The 22,067-nt window shown below is 68.5% G+C and carries 12 protein-coding genes and 2 pseudogenes; 5 read left to right on the top strand and 9 right to left on the bottom strand.

The features are described from left to right. Window positions 1–572: 572 nt before the first annotated feature. Window positions 573–2,957 carry a DEAD/DEAH box helicase gene (locus H343_RS0114655; RefSeq protein ID WP_037903814.1) on the top strand — a complete coding sequence of 795 codons (2,385 nt, stop codon included), beginning with the start codon at window positions 573–575 and terminating at the stop codon, window positions 2,955–2,957. Window positions 2,958–3,394: 437 nt separating this feature from the next. Here the strand turns inward: H343_RS0114655 and H343_RS0114650 are convergent. From H343_RS0114650 to H343_RS33600, 6 genes and pseudogenes are all read right to left on the bottom strand, one after another. Beyond that, window positions 3,395–4,554: pseudogene (locus H343_RS0114650) on the bottom strand (IS3 family transposase). A gap of 213 nt (window positions 4,555–4,767) precedes the next feature. Next, window positions 4,768–5,385: pseudogene (locus H343_RS30695) on the bottom strand (N-acetylmuramoyl-L-alanine amidase). Window positions 5,386–5,603: 218 nt separating this feature from the next. Continuing rightward, entirely contained in the window at window positions 5,604–6,236 is a 633-nt protein-coding gene (locus H343_RS0114635) for a peptidoglycan DD-metalloendopeptidase family protein (RefSeq protein WP_028431764.1), read from the bottom strand. Window positions 6,237–6,402: 166 nt separating this feature from the next. After that, window positions 6,403–7,386: a helix-turn-helix domain-containing protein gene (locus H343_RS0114630; protein WP_028431763.1), complete on the bottom strand. Its 984-nt coding sequence runs from the start codon at window positions 7,384–7,386 to the stop codon at window positions 6,403–6,405. A 340-nt stretch (window positions 7,387–7,726) separates the two neighbouring features. Next, complete coding sequence (locus tag H343_RS0114625; protein ID WP_028431762.1) at window positions 7,727–10,657, bottom strand: BTAD domain-containing putative transcriptional regulator; 2,931 nt, start codon at window positions 10,655–10,657, stop codon at window positions 7,727–7,729. A 549-nt stretch (window positions 10,658–11,206) separates the two neighbouring features. Beyond that, on the bottom strand, window positions 11,207–11,755 hold the full coding sequence (locus tag H343_RS33600; RefSeq protein WP_158679565.1) for an MFS transporter: 549 nt from the start codon (window positions 11,753–11,755) through the stop codon (window positions 11,207–11,209). Between the two features lie 1,325 nt (window positions 11,756–13,080). Between H343_RS33600 and H343_RS0114615 the strand changes: the two genes are divergently transcribed. The 3 genes from H343_RS0114615 to H343_RS0114610 all read left to right on the top strand — a co-directional run bounded on the left by H343_RS0114615 (window position 13,081) and on the right by H343_RS0114610 (window position 14,821). Next, window positions 13,081–13,638: an AAA family ATPase gene (locus H343_RS0114615; protein ID WP_028431760.1), complete on the top strand. Its 558-nt coding sequence runs from the start codon at window positions 13,081–13,083 to the stop codon at window positions 13,636–13,638. Between the two features lie 160 nt (window positions 13,639–13,798). After that, a complete protein-coding gene (locus H343_RS35915; protein WP_484600488.1) occupies window positions 13,799–13,876 on the top strand; it encodes a 50S ribosomal protein bL37 in 78 nt (25 codons plus the stop codon). 258 nt (window positions 13,877–14,134) lie between these two features. Further along, window positions 14,135–14,821: an alpha/beta fold hydrolase gene (locus tag H343_RS0114610; RefSeq protein ID WP_028431759.1), complete on the top strand. Its 687-nt coding sequence runs from the start codon at window positions 14,135–14,137 to the stop codon at window positions 14,819–14,821. A gap of 92 nt (window positions 14,822–14,913) precedes the next feature. On the opposite strand, the gene H343_RS0114605 is transcribed toward H343_RS0114610, so the two are convergent. After that, window positions 14,914–15,519, bottom strand: a complete 606-nt coding sequence (locus H343_RS0114605; protein ID WP_028431758.1) for an ABATE domain-containing protein — start codon at window positions 15,517–15,519, stop codon at window positions 14,914–14,916. An 80-nt stretch (window positions 15,520–15,599) separates the two neighbouring features. On the opposite strand from H343_RS0114605, the gene H343_RS30685 reads away from it, so the two are divergent. Beyond that, on the top strand, window positions 15,600–16,169 hold the full coding sequence (locus tag H343_RS30685; protein WP_158679564.1) for a VOC family protein: 570 nt from the start codon (window positions 15,600–15,602) through the stop codon (window positions 16,167–16,169). Window positions 16,170–16,439: 270 nt separating this feature from the next. On the opposite strand, the gene H343_RS0114595 is transcribed toward H343_RS30685, so the two are convergent. Continuing rightward, window positions 16,440–19,241: a helix-turn-helix transcriptional regulator gene (locus tag H343_RS0114595; protein ID WP_028431757.1), complete on the bottom strand. Its 2,802-nt coding sequence runs from the start codon at window positions 19,239–19,241 to the stop codon at window positions 16,440–16,442. Beyond that, window positions 19,231–22,059 carry a helix-turn-helix transcriptional regulator gene (locus tag H343_RS0114590; RefSeq protein WP_051265231.1) on the bottom strand — a complete coding sequence of 943 codons (2,829 nt, stop codon included), beginning with the start codon at window positions 22,057–22,059 and terminating at the stop codon, window positions 19,231–19,233. Before H343_RS0114590 ends, H343_RS0114595 begins: the two co-directional genes overlap by 11 nt. Between the last annotated feature and the right edge of the window lie 8 nt (window positions 22,060–22,067).

The following is a 22,067-nucleotide window of genomic DNA, read 5'->3' as shown; positions in this document are numbered from 1 at the left end:
CCCGCGGAGCGGGTAATGCAGCGCTGACGCGCTGCATAGTGAATGACTCCGCTGACGCTACGTCAATTCCCGCGCAAGCGCGGGAATTCGCATTCCGCAAGCGGAATGCTGAAGCGAACACAATTCGCGCAAGCGCGAATTGTGGGACTCCCCGCAAGCGGGGAGTCGAAGCGGGCTACGGGGAGACGGTGCATCGCGCCGCCTCCCCGTGTAAACCCTGGAACTTTCAACCCCTACCGCCTAGATGGCGACTCTGGGAGCGGCTGTTGCGAGCACGCTGCCGGTGCGTCGAACGGATTTCCACGTGTGCCCTACTCTCAACACCCTGACCTGTGCCCAATCCTGCGAGCACCCCGTCAGAGTGCACACCCAACACGTCACATGGAGGCCCGTAATTCCAAGTGCCCGCGCCTTGCAGTGCATCGCACGCAATAGAATGCATCATCTTGTCTTGCTGTGTAGACTCTGGAGTCATGGCGCACCACCTACTGAGGGCCGATCCTCCGTGGAGTCCCGATGGGGAACACCGCTCGGATCGACTTCCCATAGCCGGGAATCGGGGACGGAGAATGGTGACCGTGAAGCTGCGTGAGCATCAGATCGAGGCCGTGGACGCGATCGTGCGTGGTTTGGATGTCCCGCCGGGAGGTGTCCCCGCCGGTGGGCTGCGCGGTCAGGTCCACGCCGCGTGCGGGACGGGGAAGACCATCATGGCTGCCGCGGCCGCGCGGCGGATCGCGCCCAAGGGGCGCGTGCTGGTCCTGGTGCCGACCCTGGATCTGCTCACACAGACCGTGAAGACCTGGCGTGCAGTCGGGCACAGGGGGCCGGCGGCCGCGGTGTGCTCGCTGCAGGAGGATCCGCAGCTGTGGAGCCTGCAGGTGCGGGCGACGACGAATCCGGTGCAGCTTTCTCTGTGGCACGGGCGGGGCCCGGTGACGCTGTTCGCGACGTACGCGTCGCTGGGCGTGCTCGCCGAGGCATTCGAGGGCGCGTACGGGCAGCGGCTGGCGCCGGTGGACCTCGCGGTCGTGGACGAGGCCCACCGCACGTCCGGGTCGATGGGCAAGGCGTGGGCGGACATCCACAAGCAGGAGGTGATCCCGGCGGCGCGACGGCTGTACATGACGGCGACGCCGCGGATCTGGCAGGAGCGGCCGGACGGGGAGGTCGCCGCGGGGGTGCGGGATGCGCTGCCCGATGAGATGGCTGCCTCGATGGACGACGAGGCACTGTTCGGTCCCGTGCTGTACAAGCTGAGCCTGGCGGCGGCCGTCTCGCGTGGGCTGTTGGCGCGCTACCAGATCATCGTGATGGAGCTTGCCGACCCGCTCGTCACGCCGGAGCGGCTGCGCGGTGAGGAAGGCCGGGAGGAGGAGGTGCGCGGGCAGCGGCTCGGCGCTCTGCAGGCCGGTCTGCTGCGGACGATGGCGGACCACCAGCTGCAGACGACGATCACCTTCCACCACCGCACCATCGAGGCCCAGGCCTACGCCGAAGGGCTGGAGCGGGTCGCGGGGAAGCTGCACGCCGATGACCCGGAGCACTACCCGGCCCGGATCTGGGCGGACTGGCTGTGCGGCGAGCACACCCCCGAGCGCCGGTGGGACGTCCTGGGCAGCTTCGCGAGCACCGGCCGGCGGGCGGTGCTCTCCAACTGCCGGGTCCTGGGCGAAGGCGTGGACATCCGTGCGGTCGACTCCGTGGCCCTGCTGGACCCCAAGGGCGCCCCGCACGACATCGTCCAGGCCATCGGCCGCGCGCTGCGGCAAAAGCCCGGGCAGGGCAAGCTCGCCTCGCTGATCGTGCCGGTCTTCCTCAAGCCCGGTGAAGAGCCGGAGGACATGTTCACCTCCAGCTCCTACCGGCCGCTGGTGAAGGTCCTTCAGGGGCTGCGGGCGCACGACGAGGAGGCCGTGGAACTGCTCGCGATCCCGCAGGAGCCGCAGAAGAACGCCGCGCAGCCGTCCGTGCACATCGGCACGCCCCCGGAAGAAGGCGAGGACGAATCCCGCCTGCTGCTGCGGTTCGCCGCCCCGAGGGATCCCGCGATGGTCGCCCAGTGGGTGTCCTTCAACGTCATCAACACCGAACGGCAGGACTGGGCACGCGGCTGGAGCGCATTGAAGCGGTTCACCGACCGCGAGCACCACGCCCGCGTCCCCTACGACCACAAGGAGGGCCCTTATCCGCTCGGGCAATGGGTCGCCGAGCAGCGGCGCGCCTACGGGGCCGGGCAATTGAGCGGTGCTCGGGCGCAGCGGCTGGAGCAACTCGGCATGGTCTGGGACGCCGCGGACGCCGGCTTCGAGGAAAACCTCGCCGCCGCACGGGTCTACTACCAACAGCACCAGACCCTGTGCGCACCGCGGACCGCGACCGCCCTGGACAAGCCCATCGGACAGTGGCTGTCCAACCTGCGCCGCCCCGGAGCACTGGCCGGACACCCGGAACGTGCTGAGGCGCTGGCCGCCATCGACGAACACTGGAACCCGGACTGGCCCGCAGCCTGGCAACGCCACTACGCCGCGCTCCAGGCACTCATCAAGGACGGCGCGACGCTGTCTCAGGTGCTGCCCGGCGTCACCGTCCACGGCATGGACATCGGCAAATGGCTGACCCGGCAACGCCAACCCGCCCTCTGGCACAGGCTGATACCCGAGCAGCGTGACCTCCTGGACAGCTGCGGCGTCGAACCGGCTCCCGCACCGGAGAAAACACCCGCGAAAGGGCACAGCGGCAGCTCAGGCGCCTTCGAACGAGGCATCACGGCCCTACGCCAATACAAAGCCCGCACCGGCACCCTCACCGTCCCCCGGGCCCACGAGGAGACCCTCGAAGACGGCACCGTGGTCAAACTCGGCGTATGGCTCACCAACACCAAAACCCGCCGCACCAAACTCAACGACGAGCAGCGCGAACAACTCACCCAACTCGGCCACAACTGGACCGCATAAATCCTGAATTGTGACCATCCGCGGCTAGTGCCGGACAGCAACTGCCGCCGATCCTGGACGTGTTGACAGTGGTCCGGGAGGGTGAGGCGGGGCGGGATGAGCGCGTTCTCAAGCAGGTTCGCGCCTGCCGACTGGCTCAGGGGCCGGTGCCTTGTGGGAGGGCGGTGTCGTTCAGCTCGCTGGAAGCGGCCGTCACGAAGGCATCCAGCGCTGTCCGAGGGTGCTCGAGGCACGGGAGTAGCTGCTGATCTGGGCGCCGTGCCTCTTCATAGGGGTCGAGCAGGAGTAGTTCCCGCTGGCGAGTGGTGATGGTGCCCGAGCACTCCCCCGCGATCAAACATGTGCGGGCAGCCTCGCTCTCCCGGTCTCGTTGGGGACTGCTGCACGTATAGGTGACAGTCTGACCTGCCCCACCGTTTGGGCTCCAGTCTCGGTGACTAACTGACGGCCGGGATGGTGTGTTGTTCGGAGAGTAGTTCGTACTCGATGGGGGTGCGGTAGCCGAGTGCTGAGCGGCGCCGCTGTCGGTTGTGGAAGACCTCGATGTACTCGAAGATCGCGTTCGCCAACTCGACCCGGGTCTTCCATCGTTTGCGGTTCAACAGCTCGATCTGCATCGAGGCCCAGAAGCTCTCCATCATCGCGTTGTCCAGGCCGTCTCCGACCGTGCCGAACGATGGCAGGAGTCCGGCGGAGCGGATTCTTTCCCCGAAGACCCAGGAGGTGAACTGGGCGCCGTGATCGGCGTGCACGATCCCGCCTGGTTCGGGGCGCCGGTTGCGGAGGGCCATGTCCAACGCGTTGACCACGAGGGTGGAGTCCTGTCTGGAGTCGATCGACCAGCCCACGATCTTGCGGCTGAAGGCGTCCAGGACCGCCGCGCAGTACACCCACCCTTCTCTGGTGCGGTGTTGCGTGATGTCGGTGACCCACAGCTCGTTGGGACGCAGCCGATGGAACTTCCGGTTGACCAGGTCATCGGCGGTGACGACACCCCGCAGGCGCTTGATCCGCACCGGTCCGGGCAGTCCGTGGATCCCCGCCTGTGTCATCAGCACCGACACGGTTCTCGAGCACACCTGGATGCCCATGCCCAGGGTGAGCTCGGCGTGGACGCGGCGGTAGCCGTAGGTGCCGCGTGAGGCGACGTGGACCTCCCGGATGAGCCCGGTCAGCCACTCTCGTCGCAGCTGCCGGGGTGTGGTCGGGGTGCGCTTGTGTTTGTAGTAGTTCTGCCGGGCGACCCCGAGGATCCGGCAGTATCGGTCGACCGGTGCCCCGGTATCGACGAGACGGTCGATCACCGGGTAGAGCCTTTGGGGGCCGGCTTGTCCTCGCCGAGGAACTTGGCGGCCTTGCGGACGATCTCGAGCTCGGTTTCCAGCTCGCGGATGCGTCGCCGCGCTGCGTGCAGCTCTGCGGACTCCTCCGAGGCCCTGCCAGGGCGCCGGCCGTCGTCGATGTCGTCCTGGCGCAACGACTTCGGCAAGGTGACCGGATGGATGCCGAGGTCAACGGCGGTCTGCTTCTGTTCTTTTCCTGCCCGCACCAACGCGATGGCGCGGGCGCGGAACTCAGCGGGATAGGCACGGGGCATGTCCGGCAGCCTTTCGTGAAGGGCTGTCAGTTAGCCAGCAGAACTGGAACCTGAGAGGTGGGGCAGGTCAAGCTGGAACCTGAGAGGTCGGGGCAGGTCAGAGTGGCACCCACCCCGTGCAACAGTCCCAGGCCTGTAAGGGCAAGTGGGCGGGCCGCCACCGTGACGGTGGCGGCCCGTTAGTCGGGAAGTGGCGCATCCCTGGGTTTGGGATCAGCTCTTGTTCTTCAGCCGCGTGGCGATGCGTTTGCGCATGCCGGGCATGCCGAAGCCCTTGGGGTCGATCTTGTCCTCCGACCACTCCAGGTGAGCGATGACGGACTTGTCGTTCCACTTGTGGGCCCGGCAGATGGCGGCCGAGACGCGTTCGATCGCCTCGAGCTGTGCATCAGGCCACGGGTCTTCGCCATTGCCGAGGTTGATGCACTCGAAGCCGTAGAAGTGGGCGTTGCCGTCGGTGCCGTCGGAGTTTCCCAGGGTGGGGTGCGGAGGGCGTTCGTCGTAGTCCTCGGCTATGACGTGCTTGAGGACCTGGGGGTCTCCTCCTCAGGCGTGGTTGGCCCTGCCCCAGCCGACGAGGTGGACGGTGCCGTCCTTGGCGATGACTCCGTGGCACAGCGGACCGGGGAGGGCGCCGTGGCCGGTACGGCAGGTCGCGACCGAGTCGCGGGTGCCGGAGGAGGCGGTGTGGTGGATCATCACGCCGTTGAGCGGTCCCCAGTCGCCCTTGTGGTTGCGGTTGTGGGTCTCCCATTCGCCGACCTCGACGACGTTAACTCCCTCGGCACGGAGTGCCTTCAGGAAGGCTGATGCGGACAGTGGTGTTGCCATGTTCTTCTCCAGGTTGAGGTGTGCCTCGGCTGTCTTCCCAGGCGAGGGCTTGTCTTGTTCGGGTGTGTTCGTGGTGACTGGTGCGTGCAGGTGGACGGCACTTGGGTCCTGGCCGATCACGCGCCATGTCGGGTCCTCCGCGCGTGACGGAGGTGGCTCGGGTGCTCATCCGGGGTGCGTATCTGTCGAACGAGCCGTCTTGCGATGGCCGTTGGGGCCTACCAGCGCGGGTCGCGTACTTCGCCGTAGCCCCCGCCAGGCGGACGGTCCTCGAAGTGCAGGTGGGGGCCGGTGGTGTTGCCGGTCGCGCCGACCTCACCGAGCTTCTCGCCCGCCTTGACCTTCTCCCCCTTCTTCACGCTGCGGCGGGAGAGGTGGCAGTAGAGGTAGAGGCGTTCGTTGTCGGCGTTCAGACCGATCCAGTTTCCGTAGTCGCCGCCGTCGCTGTTGGACCAGGCGATGGTGCCGGCCCGTACCGCCACCACGGAGGTCCCGGTGGGCGCTGGGTAGTCCTGGCCGGTGTGAAACCCGGCGGCCCAGCTGCCCTTCACTCCGTAGGGAAGGCCGACCTTGTGGCCCGGGACGGGTGAGGCGACGCCCTTGCCCTTGTGGCCGCCGTCCTTGAGCTTCAGCTCGGCGAACGTCTTCGGTCCCGGGAGGCCGTCGGCCCCGCTGCCTTCCCAGCCCTGCTTCCGCTGGAAGGCGGAGCAGGCGGCCTTGGTCTCCTTACCGTACAGTCCTGTCGGGCCGGACGGAATCTTGTGCCCGGCCTTGATGAGTGCCTTCTGGAATTCCTTGATGCACGGATCGGTGGAGCCGTATGTCACGTGGTTGAACTCTATTGAAGCCATTTCTCCCCCTGTCAGGTCAATTTGAGCGCAGCCGAACACCGGGAGCGCGGGGACCTGGATTGCCAGACCACACCGCCGCTTGTGGAGTCGGCATGTGTGTTTCTCAAACGCCGCTTAGTTTTCCTCGCAGCGGGCGCCGGTGGCGTTAGCAGCGAGTGCCAGTCCGTTAGGAAAGTGGGCCAGCTGGGTCGGCGTGGGTGTTTCGGTACTCGCTGGGCGGCATGCCGTAGGTGTTGCGAAAGGCGCGGGTGAAGTCAGCGGCGCGGGGGAAGCCCCAGCGTGCGGCAATGGCGTGGATGGGCCGTTCGTTCAGCGCCGGGTCTGCCAGATCGCGGCGGATCCGTTCCAGCCTGTGGTGGCGGATGAAGGCGGCCACCGAGGTGCCCTCGCTCTGGAAGAGACGGTGCAGCGAGCGCAGGGAGATGTGATGCGCCGCAGCGACACAAGCCGGACACAGCTCTGGATCACCCAAGTTCTGGTGAATGAAGGCCCTCACACGCAACGACAGAGAGCGACGGCAAGATTCCGGTTGCAGTGAGTCGTCGGCGTCGAGGGTGTGGGCGAACAGCGCGGAGAGCAAGTCGATCGCGACCGTTCCCAAACGGAATTGGTCGGAGGGGCGGTAGGAGTTGGTGTCTGTGATGATTTGAGTCAGGAACTGCGCGAGCAGGGCCCCCACTCCTTGCCTGCCGGAGAGCGGTCGGCCGATCGCCTGATCGGCTTTTTCTCGTGGAATCAGCAGAAGTGGTTTGGGAACCTCCAGTCCCACCAAGGTGATCGGGTCCGGGCCGGTCCAGATGTCGTACGGCCGTGACGAGTCGTTGGTGTGGAAGTCGTAGGGACGGTCGAAGGCGGCTTCTTGGCTGCCCCAGGTGACCCCTCCCCTGCCACGCAGGAGGAGTGAGAGGTGGTAGACCTCGGGGTCGGACTGCTTGATCAGTTTCGGTGTCCTGCGGAAGACCACGGGCTGGAAGGTCGCCGGCCATACTTGGACCTCCCCGAGTCCGATGACTCTCTGCCGGGCCTGGTAGTCCGCCGCGAAGTCGCTGCTCAGGTCCATGGGCGCGTGGGTGCTGCTCATCAGCTCACGCCAGAAGTCGAACCGGTCGCCTGCCGGTAAGTCCTCTGTCCGGAACACTGTCTCGATCACTCTTCCCCCTCGGTCAGTCAATCGCGGTGCCCGCCTTCACGCGGCAGGGTGGCAGTGCATCCGCTGCGGATAACCGCTCCATAAACACCCAGGCAGTCCTGCCTCGCCCGCCCTTGGCGCCCGCCCGTTGCGTGGCATGGTGCCTCCGGCGCACATCCACCACCTTGTACGGAACTCACCACTGTTTCTTTATCGACCTAGAAACCGACTGGGCCCCGTTATGTACCGGTACATGCCTTGTCCTCACAGCGAGGTCCGCTCAGGCCCCCAAGCCCCGCAATCGGCCGACCCGACCCGAGCCTCTCTAGTCAGTGGGCCCTGTAGCGGGCACCAGGGGTAGTTATGTCGCTTTAAGACTGGTAAGGAGGTTTCTGACGTTTTCCGCTTCTGCCGTGTCGTGCCGGTCGTAGATGGTGAAGGCTTCTTGCCAGCACACACGTGCGCGCCAAGGGTGGTTGATGCCAACAAGAGACAGGCCGAGAACAGTGAGGATCTTGGCGCGCCACCACTCGCCGTATGTGCTTCTCAGGGCGAGAGCCTGCTCCGCCTGGTGGGCGGCCATGTCGGGGCGGGCTGCCGCCAAATGCAGCTCGGCGAGGCGGCAGCGCGTCATCGCTGACCAGAATTGGTTGCGATTGTTTTGGAAGATCTTGAGTGAATTATTGAGCATCTGTTCGCCGGTCTTGTGGCTCCCGGACTGAGTCAGGGCTCGACCTAGGGCATACATGGCGTTAGCCAACCGCATCCTGGCCCCAGTCCGGTGGTAGATCGTGACGCCTCGTCGAGCCAAGAGGATGGCTGAATCCACTCTTCCTGTGGCCAGGTGAACCGCGGATAGATTGCACACTGCGCTCGCTTCGGCAGGCTTATTCTTGATCGTGCGAAACGCAGTGATTGCCCTGTCGAGATGCCTCTCGGCGTCCTCGTATCGCCCTTGCTGCAAGGCGACGATGCCCTGGTCGTTGTGCGCTGTCGCCACCGTGGACAAGTCCGAGGCCAGAGTTCCGTGCGCTTCGGCGGCGCGTGCCCATTCACCCGCCTTCTCGAAGTGACCCTGAACGATTGCGGCAAACACGAGTGCCGTTGCCGCACGGCCTTGGGCGCGTCGGTCCCCAGCGGCGCCGGCGGCGGAAAGCACGCTGAGACTCGTCTGCTCGAACAGCTGGGAGTCCGCGCCGTCTTGGGTCAGGTCGGACAGGAGCCGGAGCAGGTCGGCCGCTTTGCGAAGGAGCGTCGCTTGCGTAGAAGAGCGGATGCAGGCGAGCAGGGAGCTTCCCTCGGCTGCGAGCCATTTCAGCGCTTCGGCGCCGTCGCCGAAGGTCATGCCTTGGTGTCTGGTGGGCTCCAAGTGGTGCAGCAGGCTGTTGCCGGGTCGTTCCAGCGCGTAGACCTGCGCGGTCGTTGCCAGGTAGAAATCCAATAACCGGGAAAACGCGGTGCTACGTCCTTCCGGTGTCTCTTCACGTTCGGCACAGGAGAGTGCGTAGAGCCGGATTAGGTCGTGGAAGCGGTAGCGTCCCGGTGTGGCCGTCTCAAGGAGGGAGACGTCGACCAGGGACTCCAGAAGTTCTTCCGTCTCGTAAGGATCGAAGTTCAGCAGGGCTGCTGCCGCACGGAGGGAGATGCCCGGGCCTTCCACGAGTCCCAAGAGCCTGAAGGCGCGGCTTTGTTGAGGGTCCAGCTGGGCGTAGCCGAGCGCGAAGCTGGATTCCACTGCGAGTTCACGGGTCTTGAGTTCGCTCAGCAGCCGCCGCTTGTCGGTGAGTTTCCGCGCGAGGAGGAGGACTGGCCAGGTGGGGCGGGACGCCAGTCGACAGGCGGCGATGCGTATCGCCAAGGGGAGGAAGCCGCAGGCCTCCACGACCTTCAGGGCCGATCCCCGCTCGGCCGCGACCCGCGTCTCGCCGGCGATCGCAGCGAAGAGATCGAGCGCCTCCTCGGGGTCCATCACGTTCAGGTCGATCAGCTGAGCGCCCTCCAGGTCCACGATGCGGTTGCGGCTGTTAATCAATGCTGCGCAGCTCGGGCTGCCGGGAAGAAGCGGGCGCACCTGAGCTGCGTCGCTGGCGTTGTCGAGGAGGATCAGGACTCGGCGTCCGTAGAGTGCTGAGCGGTAGAGAGCTTCCCGCTCGCGGGTGGAATCGGGTATCGCGGATTCCGGGGTGCCCAGTGCTCGCAGAAATGAGCTGAGCACGGCAGCCGGCTTTAGTGCCTCCCGGTTGACGCCTCGCAGGTCGGTGTAGAGCTGACCGTCGGGGAAGTGAGCGCGCGCGGCATGCGCCGCGTGCACCGTGAGCGTTGTCTTTCCTACTCCCCCGGTTCCGATGACTGCGGTGATTCCTCCTCCGGCGGCGACGAGCCGGTCGCACAGTTCTCGGGTGACTTCCCTACGTCCGGTCAAGTCCGCTATTGGAAGCGGTAGTTGTGCGGGGCGGGGCAAGGCCACGGATTCCCTCGCCCCTGTCTGGGTGGGCGCCAGGAGAGCGGTGTCAGCCTCGAGGATGTGTTGATGCAGCTCCTCGAGCCGCTGGCCGGGGTCGACTCCCAGCTCCTCCACGAGAAGCTTGCGCGTGTCCGTATACACAGCGAGCGCTTCCGCCTGCCGGCCACTGCGGTACAGGGCCAGCATCAACAGACCGCGAAGATCTTCTCGCAAGGGGTGGGTCGCGGTGAGGGCCGTGAGTTCCGAGACCGCCTCTGCGTGTTGACCGGCTTCCAGATCCATCTTCAAGCGAGACTCAAGGAGACTTAGCCGCCAGTCCTCAATCGCTGTTCGTTGTGTTTGCGCGTACGGTCCCGGCACACCGGCGAGCGTCTCACCGTGCCACAGACCAAGAGCTGAGTTGAGCAGACGCCGCGCGGCCTCCAGATCGCTCTCGCGGACTTCTTCCGCCCTACTCGCGTAGTGCTCGGCAATCTCCAGGTCCAAGGCGCCGTCCTCCAGGCGCATCGCGTACCCTCCGGACTCGGTCACCAGCATCGACGCAGTCCGCGGGCCTAAGGACTTGCGCAATCTGGAGGCGTAGTTGCGGAGGGCGGAGACGACGGTGTCTGGGGGGTCTTCGCCCCACACGGCGTCGATCAACTCGGGTGCAGTCGCTGTACGCCCTCTGCGCAGCAACAGCACGGTCAACAGCGCGCGCTGTTGCGGGGTTCCCACCGAAACTTGCGTCTCGCCGTGCCAGGCCCGCACAGGTCCCAGCACGGCGAAGTGAAACCGATTCGGACAATCATGAACGCGGTCAGGGGCTTGGTCAGGGCCTATTTCCACTTCGGCAGAGTACTGAGGTCCGCGAATTCCGTCTGCCGGCCTCGCGTAGGGACCCTGTCAAAGTTCCGTCAGTAAAACGTTCCCAACCTGCTGGCTGAGCAGGGCAGTTGACGGCGCGGTCGACGTGCGGACGTGAAGAAACTCCTGGTAGACGGGGTGACTGCCTAGATCAACTGCCCACCAGGACCTTCCGCCTGCTTGTCCACCCAGCCCACGTCGATCTGCCCACCTCGACCCTGCACTACCTCACCGCCCACCTTCGGACCCCGCCGACAGGAACTGACAACACGCTCGCGCCGGCTTCCCGCCGGACGACAGGCACCGCCGCGTATCCGCGGTGCGGCCACACCTACACCCAACTCACAGCCCGCTTCAGCGGGACACCGATGGCGCCTACCGGTACATCATGCGAAGGCATCGAGGTCCTGGCCGCCCTCGCACCCGGTCTCGCCGAAACGGTGAAGGCCGCCTCCACCAAGGCATTCGTGATCCACGACGGCACACCGCTGCCCATCGACCGCATTGCCGCCGACCGGCCCTTCCTTCTCTTCAGCTGTGCCCGCAACGATCGGAAGCATGGACCCCAGACAGCCCGATGTTGCGCAGCACTGTGAAGGGCACAGCCGAGGCAAACGCGAGAGCGATCACTCCCACGAGCAGAAGGGCCAGCCCGGCACCGGAGGTGTCGATGACGAATCCAGCTGCTGCCGGCGTCAGCGAAGCGCCAAGGTTTACCGAGGTGGTGATCCATGTCGACGCCTCCGTCCGGCGGGCCTCCGGAACGACGGTGTCGGCGATGAGGTACCCGGTGATGAGAGAGGGAGCGAGGAACAGGCCGACGAGTGCAATGCCCGCAGCGAAGAGTCCGAGGGCGTCCAGCTGGGACACGAGTACCGCGGCGAGGCCCATGCTGACGCACAGGATGAACAGCCTGTTGCCGATGCCGGACTTGAGGTTCAGCTGTCCGTAGAGAAGCCCTCCAAGAGCACTTCCGCCCGCGAAAGACCGCCAGGAGCCACCCCGAAGCCGCGACGGCATCATGTTGCTCAGCGATCGCCGGCGCTGCGATCTCCACGACGCCCAGTACGCCACCGACACCCAGGAGGACGATCAATACCCTTGCGAAACCTGGCTGTCGCAGGGGGCGATCACCCCGCGTGACGCCACCTCCTGTACCGCGAAGCACCCCCGACGACGCGCTGGACGCCATCGCTGCAGTACCGAGGGAAACCGTTGCCGCGGTCACCCAGAGCCCGACACTGGGAGAAGTGGCCACGATGACCGCGGTGATGATGACGGGACCACCGACGAAAAGGAGCTCTTCGCACACTGCGTCGATGCTGAATGCTTTGGTTCGCTGATCACCGGCCGTCGTGAGCGACGCCCAGATCATTCGCATCGCCGCACCCAGCGGTGGCGTTGTCAGGCCGACCAGCGTGCTGAGAATGGAGAACCAGATATCTCCGACTCCCTCCACTTCGGCGATGAGCGCGAGGGCGACGAACCCTGAGGCTTGGCCCGACGCCAGGGTGGTGAGCACGATTCGTTGACCGAATCGATCGACGGCCCGGGCACGCCAGGGGGCTGCGATGACGTTGGCTGTTCCGAACGCCCCTGTTGCGAGACCGGCTTGCGTGTATGAACCCGTGCTGTCCTGGACGGCGAGGAGGAGAGCAAGACTGCCCATCGCCAGAGCGGACCGAGCGATCAGGGCAGGAAGGAAGGCGCGAAGCGCGCCAGGAAGCAGAAGCACTGCGAGCACGAAGAAACTCCGATGATGTGCGACCGGCGCCGTACGCGCGGGTCGCGAAGCCTGACGGTTGTCAAGGTCCGGAGGGCATGGCAGACCGCACCCTCAACGGATCAGAACCTGGGCGGGAGAGACCCAGGACCGTCAGACGAACATCACGATGAACACCCGGAAAGCCTAGCAAGCTGCGGCCTGGGCCAGGCGCTTACGGCATACAGACCGACCTGAAGGGAGTCGGTCAGACCCGTCAGATCATCACCTGCCCGCGCGGGAAAACGACGACTCCGCCCTCACACACGTCCGCCACACGCCGCGACGAACAGCGCAATCCGCACCTGCGGACATGACCGCGATCCCCCGGGCGGACTGAGACGGGATCAGCGGATCGTGATGCCTCAGATCGACCGGGACAGAAGACCGGCAGTGCCGTCATCTCTCATCGACACTCAACGAGCCGGGTGACCACCAACCGACCCCGGAAACCGTCGTTCCCCCGTCATCGAATCGAGGCATCTGCCAGCGCATTCAGCCGTTCAGGCATTCCCGCAACCTCAGCCACAGATCACCGAGTGAGCATCGCAGCACCACCCAAGAAAGTGCCCCGCCCTTCCCGGACCCGAAAACCAACCAGGACACCCAAAACGCATCCCTCGGACACAAGAGAGACCCGTCGATGAACAACACCGGCCAGCTGATGATCATCAGCGGACCACCCGGAGCCGGGAAAACGACCGTGGCAGACCTCGTCACCCGCTCCTTCCCCCACGGCGTCCACCTCCACAGCGACGACTACTGGAACGCCATCAAGACCGGCAGGATCGCCCCGTACCTCCCCGAGGCACACCAGCAGAACACCACCGTGATGACGGCACTCGCCCGCACCGCTGCCGCCTACGCCGAAGGCGGATACGACGTCGTCCTCGACGGCGTCGTGGGCCCGTGGTTCCTCGACGACTTCCGCACACAGAGCGCCCACTACGGCGTCCCCCTCCACTACGCGGTACTACGCCCCGACCACACCACCACAATCAAACGCGCAACCAGCCGCGACAACCACGCCCTCACCGACCCCGAACCGATCAGCTCACTCCACCAGCAGTTCACCGACCTCGGCGCATACGAACACCACGTCCTCAACTCCACCCACCAAACCCCCAACGCCACCACCAAGACCCTCCTCCACCGCCTGAGACACGGAGAACTACTGCTGAGTCCCGACCCCCCGGCATGACCGCACCACCCCACCCCCGGCACACCGCGGCAGTACCCGCCCGTGGTGCATGGCCGGGGATCAGGGAGGATGACGGAGTGGCGACGGGGTAAGCGCGCCGGAGACCGGCGGGTGGCCCCCGCGGCACGCAGTACCGAAAGCAGCACAGAAAGGAGCGGGCATGTCCTCGAAGCGGCGCCGCAAGAAGAAGGCACGTCGTAAGAACGCGGCCAACCACGGCCGCAAGCCCCAGACTTGAGCGGTCGGCTCCGGCCGGACCGCCTCTGAGGGGCCATTGCCTGCAGCCGCCCCGCCGCACCTTGCCGGTGCGGCGGGGCGGCTGTCTGCCCGCCGCCGGGGGCCGGTGCCGCTGCCCGGAGGTGCGGGAGCACTCCACGCCCCGGATGCGGCGGGCGCCCCCGTACGGCCCTGTCCGGCGCCCTCCCGCGCATGGCACACCCCCTTTACGGCCACCCGGTACGCCCACCGGATCACGGCTGCAGAAGGGGAGCTTTTGATGATCTCGGAGACCGCGGACGTACCCGTGCCGGGCAGCGTGGAACTCACCGGCGATCTGGAGGTGCCCGCCGCCCCGCGCGGGGTGGTGCTGTTCGTGCACGGCAGCGGCAGCTCACGGCACAGCCCCCGCAACCGGGCCGTCGCCGAGGCCCTGTGGCAGGACGGCTGGGGCACGCTGCTGCTGGACCTGCTCACCGGCAACGAGGAGCGCGCGGACGCGGCGAGCGGACGGCACCGCTTCGACATCACTCTGCTCAGCGAACGGACGGCAGCGGCTGTCGACTGGCTCGGCAAGCATCCGGCGACCCGGGCCCTGCCCGTTCATCTTTTCGGTGCGAGTACGGGCGCGGCGGCGGCGCTGGCGGGGGCAGCGCAGCGCCCTGGGCGTGTGACGTCCCTCATCTCGCGCGGCGGGCGGCCGGACCTGGCCGGTGAGGCGCTGGAGGCGACGCGGGTGCCGGTGCTGCTGCTGGTGGGCGGACGGGACGAGGAGGTGCTGGAAATGAACCGGTGGGCAGCGCGGCAACTGCCGGTCACGCACCGGGTGCAGGTCGTCCCCGGTGCGACGCATCTCTTCGAGGAGCCGGGCGCCCTGGACGAGGTGACCGCCGCGGCGCGCGAGTGGCTCCAGGAGGCGCCGCCGAGCGACGGGCCGGAGGGCCGGGGCGCCTCAGGGGGCGGGTGAGGGAGTCCCGCACCGCTTCGGGGGTTGCGGCAGCGTTCCGGGGACGGCGGTCGGCTGCCGTCCCGTCTCTCTTGTGAGTTCTGCAGGAGGTGTCATCGGTTCTCGTCTTCGCGCCGGGCACGCAGGGCGCGGATCTTGTGGCGGTTTCCGCAGCGTTCCATGGCGCACCACCGGCGTCTTCCGGGTCGGGAGGTGTCCACGAAGAGCAGGTGGCAGTCGTTTGCGCCGCACTCGCGTATGCGGGTGGCGAGCGGGCCGGTGAGGACTTCGACGGCGTCCCGGGCGATAGCCGAGAGGGCCTGGCTGCCGGTGACCGGACGGCACCAGCCGCGCGTACCGTCGTCGGTGATGCGCGGGACGGGCGGCGGGCCGGACGCAGCTGCGTTGATCTCCTCCAGGAAGGCCGTGCGCGGGGGGCGCCCGTGCGCGAAGGAACGGGTCACCTCCCACAGCGCCGCTCTCAGCCGGTGCGCCCCGTCCAGTTCACCGCCGCTGACACGCGTGCCGGCGGGGTCGAGGCGGAGCCGGGAGAGGGCCAGCCAGCCGGCCAGGTCGTCCGGGCGGTGCAGTGTCTCGTGGCAGGAGAGGTCGCCCGGACCACCTGTCGTGAGGAGCTCCAGGCACAGGGTGCCCGGGTCGAAGACGTAGCGGATGCCTTCCGGGGAGCGCAGGACGAGGCCGGTTGCCGCGGCGTTCATGTAACCAGTATAAGTGGTTTCGGCGACGCTGTGACACAGCCGCCGTCCGCATTCGCACGCACCGAACCCCGGAGGGCCAGATGGCTGTGGAGTGGAAACTCGTCGTCGACTGCACCGACCCGCTCCAGCTCGCCAGGTTCTGGGCCCGTGCCCTGGGCTACGAGGTGGAGGACAACAGCCTGCTCATCGACCGTCTGGCCGGTCTCGGCGCGGTCGGTGAGGACGACTACACCCTCGTCGACGGGCACAAGGCGTGGCGGATCATGGCCGCCGTCCGCCATCCCGAGGACCCGGTCGAGGAGGCCAGCGGAACGGGGCTGGGCAGACGGCTGCTCTTCCAGGCCGTTCCGGAGTCCAAGCGGGTCAAGAACCGTATGCACATCGATCTCCACGTCGGCGCGGAGCAGCGCGAGGCCGAGGTGCGCCGGCTCACGGAGCTCGGCGCCGCGGTGCTGCACCGGGTCGAGGCGCACGGCAGCAGCCACGTCACGATGGCCGACCCCGAGGGACGAGTTCGACGTCCAGTAGGCACGGGGCCGCCGGGCGCGGTGCGGCCGTATCCGGAGGGGCGGGGCACGGGCCTCGGCTCTGCTCCTGTGAGCATGCCGGGGCCGCGCCGGGGCAACACGCGGCCGAACGGCGTCACTTGACGACGCCGTCGTCCTCCTTCGGCGGCCGGGAGGTGACGGGACAAGGGCGGCGCGGGTTGCGTCCCGGACGCTGCCGGCACAGGCCCGTGACGTGGCATCGACGCCCTGCCTGCTCACGTGGGGCGTCGATGCCTGGTGGATGGTGGACCGGTTCGCGGCGATCCGCTCCGGTGTCCGGCGCCGGCCCTCAGCTTCTTGTGCGGGGCGCACGCTGCCGCCCCCGGCCTTGGGAGGGCTGCGCCGGACCACACGTACAGGGCAGCTTCGCCGTCAGGGGCGAAGGTGTGAGAATTCGGGAGTGAGCAGCACTTCCCCGAGTTCCTGGCGGCCGGACACCCCGATTTTCCGGTAGGAGTTCGTGAGGTGTTTCTCAACCGCTCGAAGACTCACTCCCAACTCCGTGGCGATCTCCTGGTTGGTGAGTCCGCGGCCGAGAAGTGAAATCACCTTGCGCTCGCTTTTCGTGAGCGCCGGGCGCTGCCGGGCGGGTACCGCACCCAGTTCGGTCTCGGCACGCTCGACGAGCCAGGGCGCGCCGCACGCCACCGCCAGTTCACCGCCCTCACGCAGGGCCGTCTGCGCGTCGGAGCCGCTGCCCAGGCGGCTGCCCAACAGCACGAGGGTACGGGCGAGTTCGAGTTCGTTGTTGGACTCGCGCAGGACCTCGGCGGCCTCCCGCAGCATGGGGATGCCGCGGGCGCCGTGCAGCCGTCCCTTCAGGCGCAGCGCGCGGCCCAGCACGACGGGTGCGCCCCACGCGGCGGCCCACGCGTGCTCCTCGTCCGCCAGCACCAGCGCCGGGAGGGGGTCGCCGAGGCGTTCGTAGAGGCCGATGGCCCGCGGACGCCAGGGGAAGACGGCCGAGTTGTGCCAGCCGCAGGCGTCCAGCTGCCGGCCGCACGCCAGCAGTATCTTCAACGCCCGTGCACGCAGACCGCGTTGAGCGTCGACGCAGGCCTGGAGGATCTGCAGCGCGGAGGTGAGCGCCAGGCCGGTGGGCGCGTCCGCCGCAGCGCCCTTGAGGATCTGCTCGCTCAGTGCCGTGTCGCCAAGCTCCGTCGCCACTGCCGCGAGGGCGAGGCTGGGTGCCTCTCGCCAGTGCGGGTCCATCAACCGCAGTGCGAGTTGGGCCTGTTCGCGTGCCCATACCGGGCGGCCCAGCGAGACGTGCGTCATGGCTCGCTGGGCGAGGAGCAGAGGATCCCCGGCGGCACCGGCGGGAGGCCCGGCCTCCTCGTCCGGCGAGAGCCATGTGCTGATGCTGTGTGCCGAGTCCGCGGAGAGCAGCGTGATAGTCAGCAGCGGCACCGTGGTGTGTGCGCGTGTCCTGTTCCTGGGCTCGCGCTCCAGAATGCGCTCGGCCTTGCGGGCGGCCACGCTCGCCGACAGCCGTCCTGCGAAGGTCGCCGAGCACAACAGCACGGCGGCGAGTTCCCGTTCGGCGCCGGAGTCCAGGGGCGGGTCGCTGCCCATACCGCGCAGCCGCTCGACGGCCGAGGCCACCTCCGCGGGATCCTCGTGGGTGTAATGCCGCAGCCTGGCCTCCATGCGCAGGGCCATCCTGCGGGTGGTGGCGTCGGGCTCGGCGGTCTCCCGGAGTTCTCCGGCCGTCCGGCGCACGAGTGCCCACGTCGCGTCCGAGGGGCGGGCGAACAGGGCGAAGGGCGTCAACTGCACTGCTGCCGCCCTGTCCTTGACGTGCGGAAGCATCGGCACGGCCTGGGCGATGTGGCGTTCGCAGGCGCCCGGGTCGAACCCGCGCTCGGCGGTGGCCAGATCGATCAGCAGACGCGCCCTGTCCTCGTCCTGGGCGCTGCGCTCGAGAAGGGCGCCGCGCAGGTAGCGCACCGCGGTCTGCGGCGCTCCCCTGCGCAGGGCGGTGGCGGCGGCGGACCGCAGCACCGCGGTGGACCAGGGCGGCCCCGCCCCGGTGACGGCCATCAGCTGGGTGGCGACCTGCTCGGCGGGACGGCCGCCCTCGTACAGAAGTGCCGCCGCGGAGCTGTGCAGTTCCTCGCGCTGAGCAGCGGTGAGCGAGACCTCGACCGCGTCCTGGACGACGCGGTGCGTGAAGCGCGGGACGTGCTCGTCGGCGACCAGCCCGAGTTGGTGCAGAACACGCAGGGCGCAGCGCAGCCCGATGTCGTCGAGGCCGGCGAGCTGCGCGGTGAGCGAGGCGTCGCCGTGGTCGCCGAAGACGGCGATGGCGGCAGCCAGGTCCTTGACGGACTCGCTCTGGGTGCGCAGGCAGCCCGCGAGCCGCTCGCGCAGTTCGCAGGGGCGCAAGGAACGTGCCGTTGCTGCCTGGTCGTGCGTGGGCCGGTGTCCGGCGACCTGCATACCCGCCGTCACCGACCGCAGGAACAGCGGGTTGCCGGCGGAGACTTCGTGACAGGCCCGTACGAACGCCCCGTCCCCCGGCTCGCCGAACTGTTCGCGGACGATGATCTGCGCGGCGTCCGGGGAGAGGGCGGTGAGGGCGAGCGTGCGGTGCGCGGAGCCGGTCACCTCGCGCACCAGAGGCCCTCGTGCCCAGGGGTCCCCCTCCCGCAGGGTGCACACGAGCACCACCCGCAGACCGCGCAGCCGCTTGGACAGATACACCAGCCACCGCAGCGAGGGGACATCCACCCACTGCAGGTCGTCGACGAGGAGGAGCAGCGGGGTCTCGTCGCCGAGCCCCTCCAGCAGCGACCGCAGCCCGTGCAGGACCGCCTCGGAGGTGACGGTGCCGGGCTCGGGGTCTGCGGCTCTCCCGTCCCCGGACAGGACGAGCGAGGCCAGGGCGCCCGGCTCCTGTCCCGGCCGGCCGGTGCTCTCGCCGCCCGCGCCGGTGTGGAGGCTGTCGAAGAGCTGCCGTACGACGCCGAACGCGAAGTCGTGCTCCATCACGGCGGCGTGGGCGCTCAGGACGCGTACGCCGTCGGTGCCGAGGCGGGGGAGCTGCTGCAGCAGTGCGGATCTTCCGATGCCGAGAGGTCCGGTCAGCAGCAGCAGGGACGAGTGGCCCTCCCGGGCGGCGCGCAGCGCGTCGCGTACCTGAGCTGTTTCCTTCTCCCGCTCAAGCAGCACCCGTCGGCCGTCCTTCGCTCGTGTGCACCATGGAACGCAGTTCCTTGCGCCCGGTGAGGTTGAGTTTCTTGTAGACGCTGCTCAGCCGCAGTTCCACGGCGCGTGTGCTGACGGACAGCAGATCCGCGATCTCGCGGTTGCCGTGTCCCCGCCCCGCCAGCCGGGCCGTTTCGCGTTCGGCCTCGGACAGGGCGTCCGAATCCAGTGGCGAGCGGGTGTCGGCGGGGTATGCCGGGTTCGCCGGCCGTCCCAGCTCCTCGGTGAGGCGGCGGACCGTCTCGGCCAGCCGGCTGGACGGATAGGTGGTGGTGAACCGGGTCAGGCCCGCCGCGGCCCGCGCGGCGGCCCGGTGGTTGCCGGCGCTCAGCTCTGACCCGGCGAGTTGGACCAGACTCCAGGCGTGCAGGAGTCCGTCCGCCGCGCCCTCGAAGGCGCGCGCTGCCTCTTCGAGCCCTCGCGTGCCTCCGTCGCCGGCCACGGGGGCGGTGATCAAGGTCACCAGGCCGACCGCCGCCCGCGTGCCCCAGTGGCGGGCCCAGAGGAGTTCCTCGGCGGCCAGCCGCTCCGCCTCCTCCCGTTCTCCGAGCATGCACAGGGCGTGCGCCGCCATGGAACGCCAGGGCAGCAGAGCAGGGTTGAGCCGTCTGCGCAGCAGCAGAAGCCTTCCGCACTCCCGGGACAGGCGCAGCATCTCCGGCCAGCGCTCGTCCTGGCAGGCCACCTGGGCGCGGGCGAAGAGCAGTTGGCACCAGGCGGTGCCCGACGCTGCGCCCTCGGGTGCGGGTGTGCGGGCGAGCCGGCGGGCCAGGTCGTAGCGGCCGCTCTCGAGGGCGACGGAGATGCTGACCGCCATGAGGTTGGGTGCTGCGGCCGGGTGCCAGCTGGTCAGCGGAAGGGAGAATTCGGCCGCTTCGATGTCGCGTTCGGCGGCGTCGAGCCGGCCTCCGCGAAGGTTGATCTCGGCGCGGGCCGTCAGCACGCGGGAGGCGGCTGCCCAGGAGTGGCTGCGCCGCGCCCCGTCGAGGAGCGCGCCGAGGCCGGCGTGTGCTTCCTCGGTCTCGGCGGCGGCGAAGAGCGCCTTGCAAGCGGCCAGTCGGGGCATGGCCGCCTCGCCGGGGTCCTGATGGTCCAGGCATGCGCGGGCGAGGGCCCGCGAGGTCTCCATGTCCTCGGCGTGCGTGGCGAGTTGCCAGGCCCGTACGCCTGCCTGGGCGGGCGTGACGGGTTCGACGGGGAGCGGGGGGACGGCGCGGAGCACGAGTCCGGTCTCGTCGTGGTGGTCGCGGTGCGCGAGCCAGTGCAGCGCGATCAGGTCGTGGTACATCTCGCCGCGGGCGGCGGGGAGAGCTTCGGCGGCCGTTGCGCAGCTCCACCCCTCGTTTCCCCGTGCCAGGCCGGCGTCGATCGCGCGCAGCGGCGTCCCGTCCCGCCAACTGGCCTCGGACCGTACGAGGTTGCCGAGTCTGCGCTCCCCCGCCTCCGGTGCCACCACAATCTCGGCCTCGGCGAGTTCGAGGGTGAGCCGTGCGCGGTCGGCGGGCTGGAGGGGTTCCAGCAGCGCGCGGGTCAGACAGGCCCGCGCGTGCCGGTGGTCGCCGCGGGAGAGCGCGGCGGCGGAGCTGCGCTGGAGCGTCTCGAGGACCCAGGGCGCGCCGACGGCCGGGGCACGGAAGAGGATCGAGGCGATGTCCTCGTCGTCCGCGGCTGCGCGGTGAGCCAGGGCGGCGGCGCCCACGTGGAGTTCGGCCCGCTCCGCGGGCGGCATCCGCTCCAGAACCCGGTTCTTGACGGCGGGGTGCCGGACGCGTACCACGCTGCCCTCGGTGACGATCAGGCCGGCGGCGTCGAGCATGGACAGCAGCTCCGACTCGGGCAGGGCGCGCGGGCTGGTCAGCGTGCGTACCAGGGCGAAGTCCAGCATGTCGCCGCAGACAGCCAGGGCCCGCATGGCGGCGGTCGCTTCGGCGGGGAGACCGTCCAGGACGCTGGTCGCGGCATCGCTGACGGCCTCGTCGGTGACGGCGCGCAGTTCGGGCACCCGCTCGGGGACCGGCCGGTGGCCGCGGAGACGGAAGCGCCGCAGCGCCTCGTGCAGTAGGGCGGGGCTGCCTCCGGTGGCCTGGCCTGCGGCGGTGTTGAACGGCACGCTGCAGGGCTTTCCGTACACGAGCTCGGTCACCGCGTCGACCCCGCCGGGGCTCAGGGGCCGCATGACGACGTTGGTGACGCGTACGGCGGCGGGCGAGGGAGCCGTCAGCCAGCTCCAGCCACGTGCGGAGAGGCTGCTGCTGACGGCCAGCGCCACCGGGACGCCCATGTGCAGGCGGCGCACCAGTGCCTGGAGCCACTCCCTGGAGGCGGCGTCGGCCCACTGCACGTCCTCGACGCAGACGAGCACCGGCTGGGCGGAGGCGGAGCGCAGCAGGCCTGCGAGTCCGGGCAGTGCTGCGGGCTGCTGCTCCGCGGTCTCCTCCCGCGAGGAGGTGCGGGCGCTTCCGCCGGCCCCGGCGAGGAGCTGGTGGAGGACTCCGTGGCGCAGTTCGCTCTCCACAGGGGTCGCCCGTGCGTACAGCACACGAAGTCCCTGTGCGCAGGCGCGGCGTGCGGTCCACCGCAGCAGTGCGTTCTGCCCTTCGCCGGGCCTGCCTTCGAGTGCGACGAGGGCGGGACAGCGTGCACCGACCTGCGCGAGTGTGGCGGCCAGGCGTTCCTGGTCCTGGGCGCGTTCCAGCAGGGGGAGTTCACGGTATGGCATGCCGCATTCGGGCACCGGCCGCGTGTGCTCCGGTTCCAGGCGGTCGTTGCTCTCACCGGTCACATGCGCCA

The organism is Streptomyces sp. TAA204, assembly GCF_000424965.1.
This window is presented reverse-complemented; position numbering and strand designations above follow the sequence as displayed.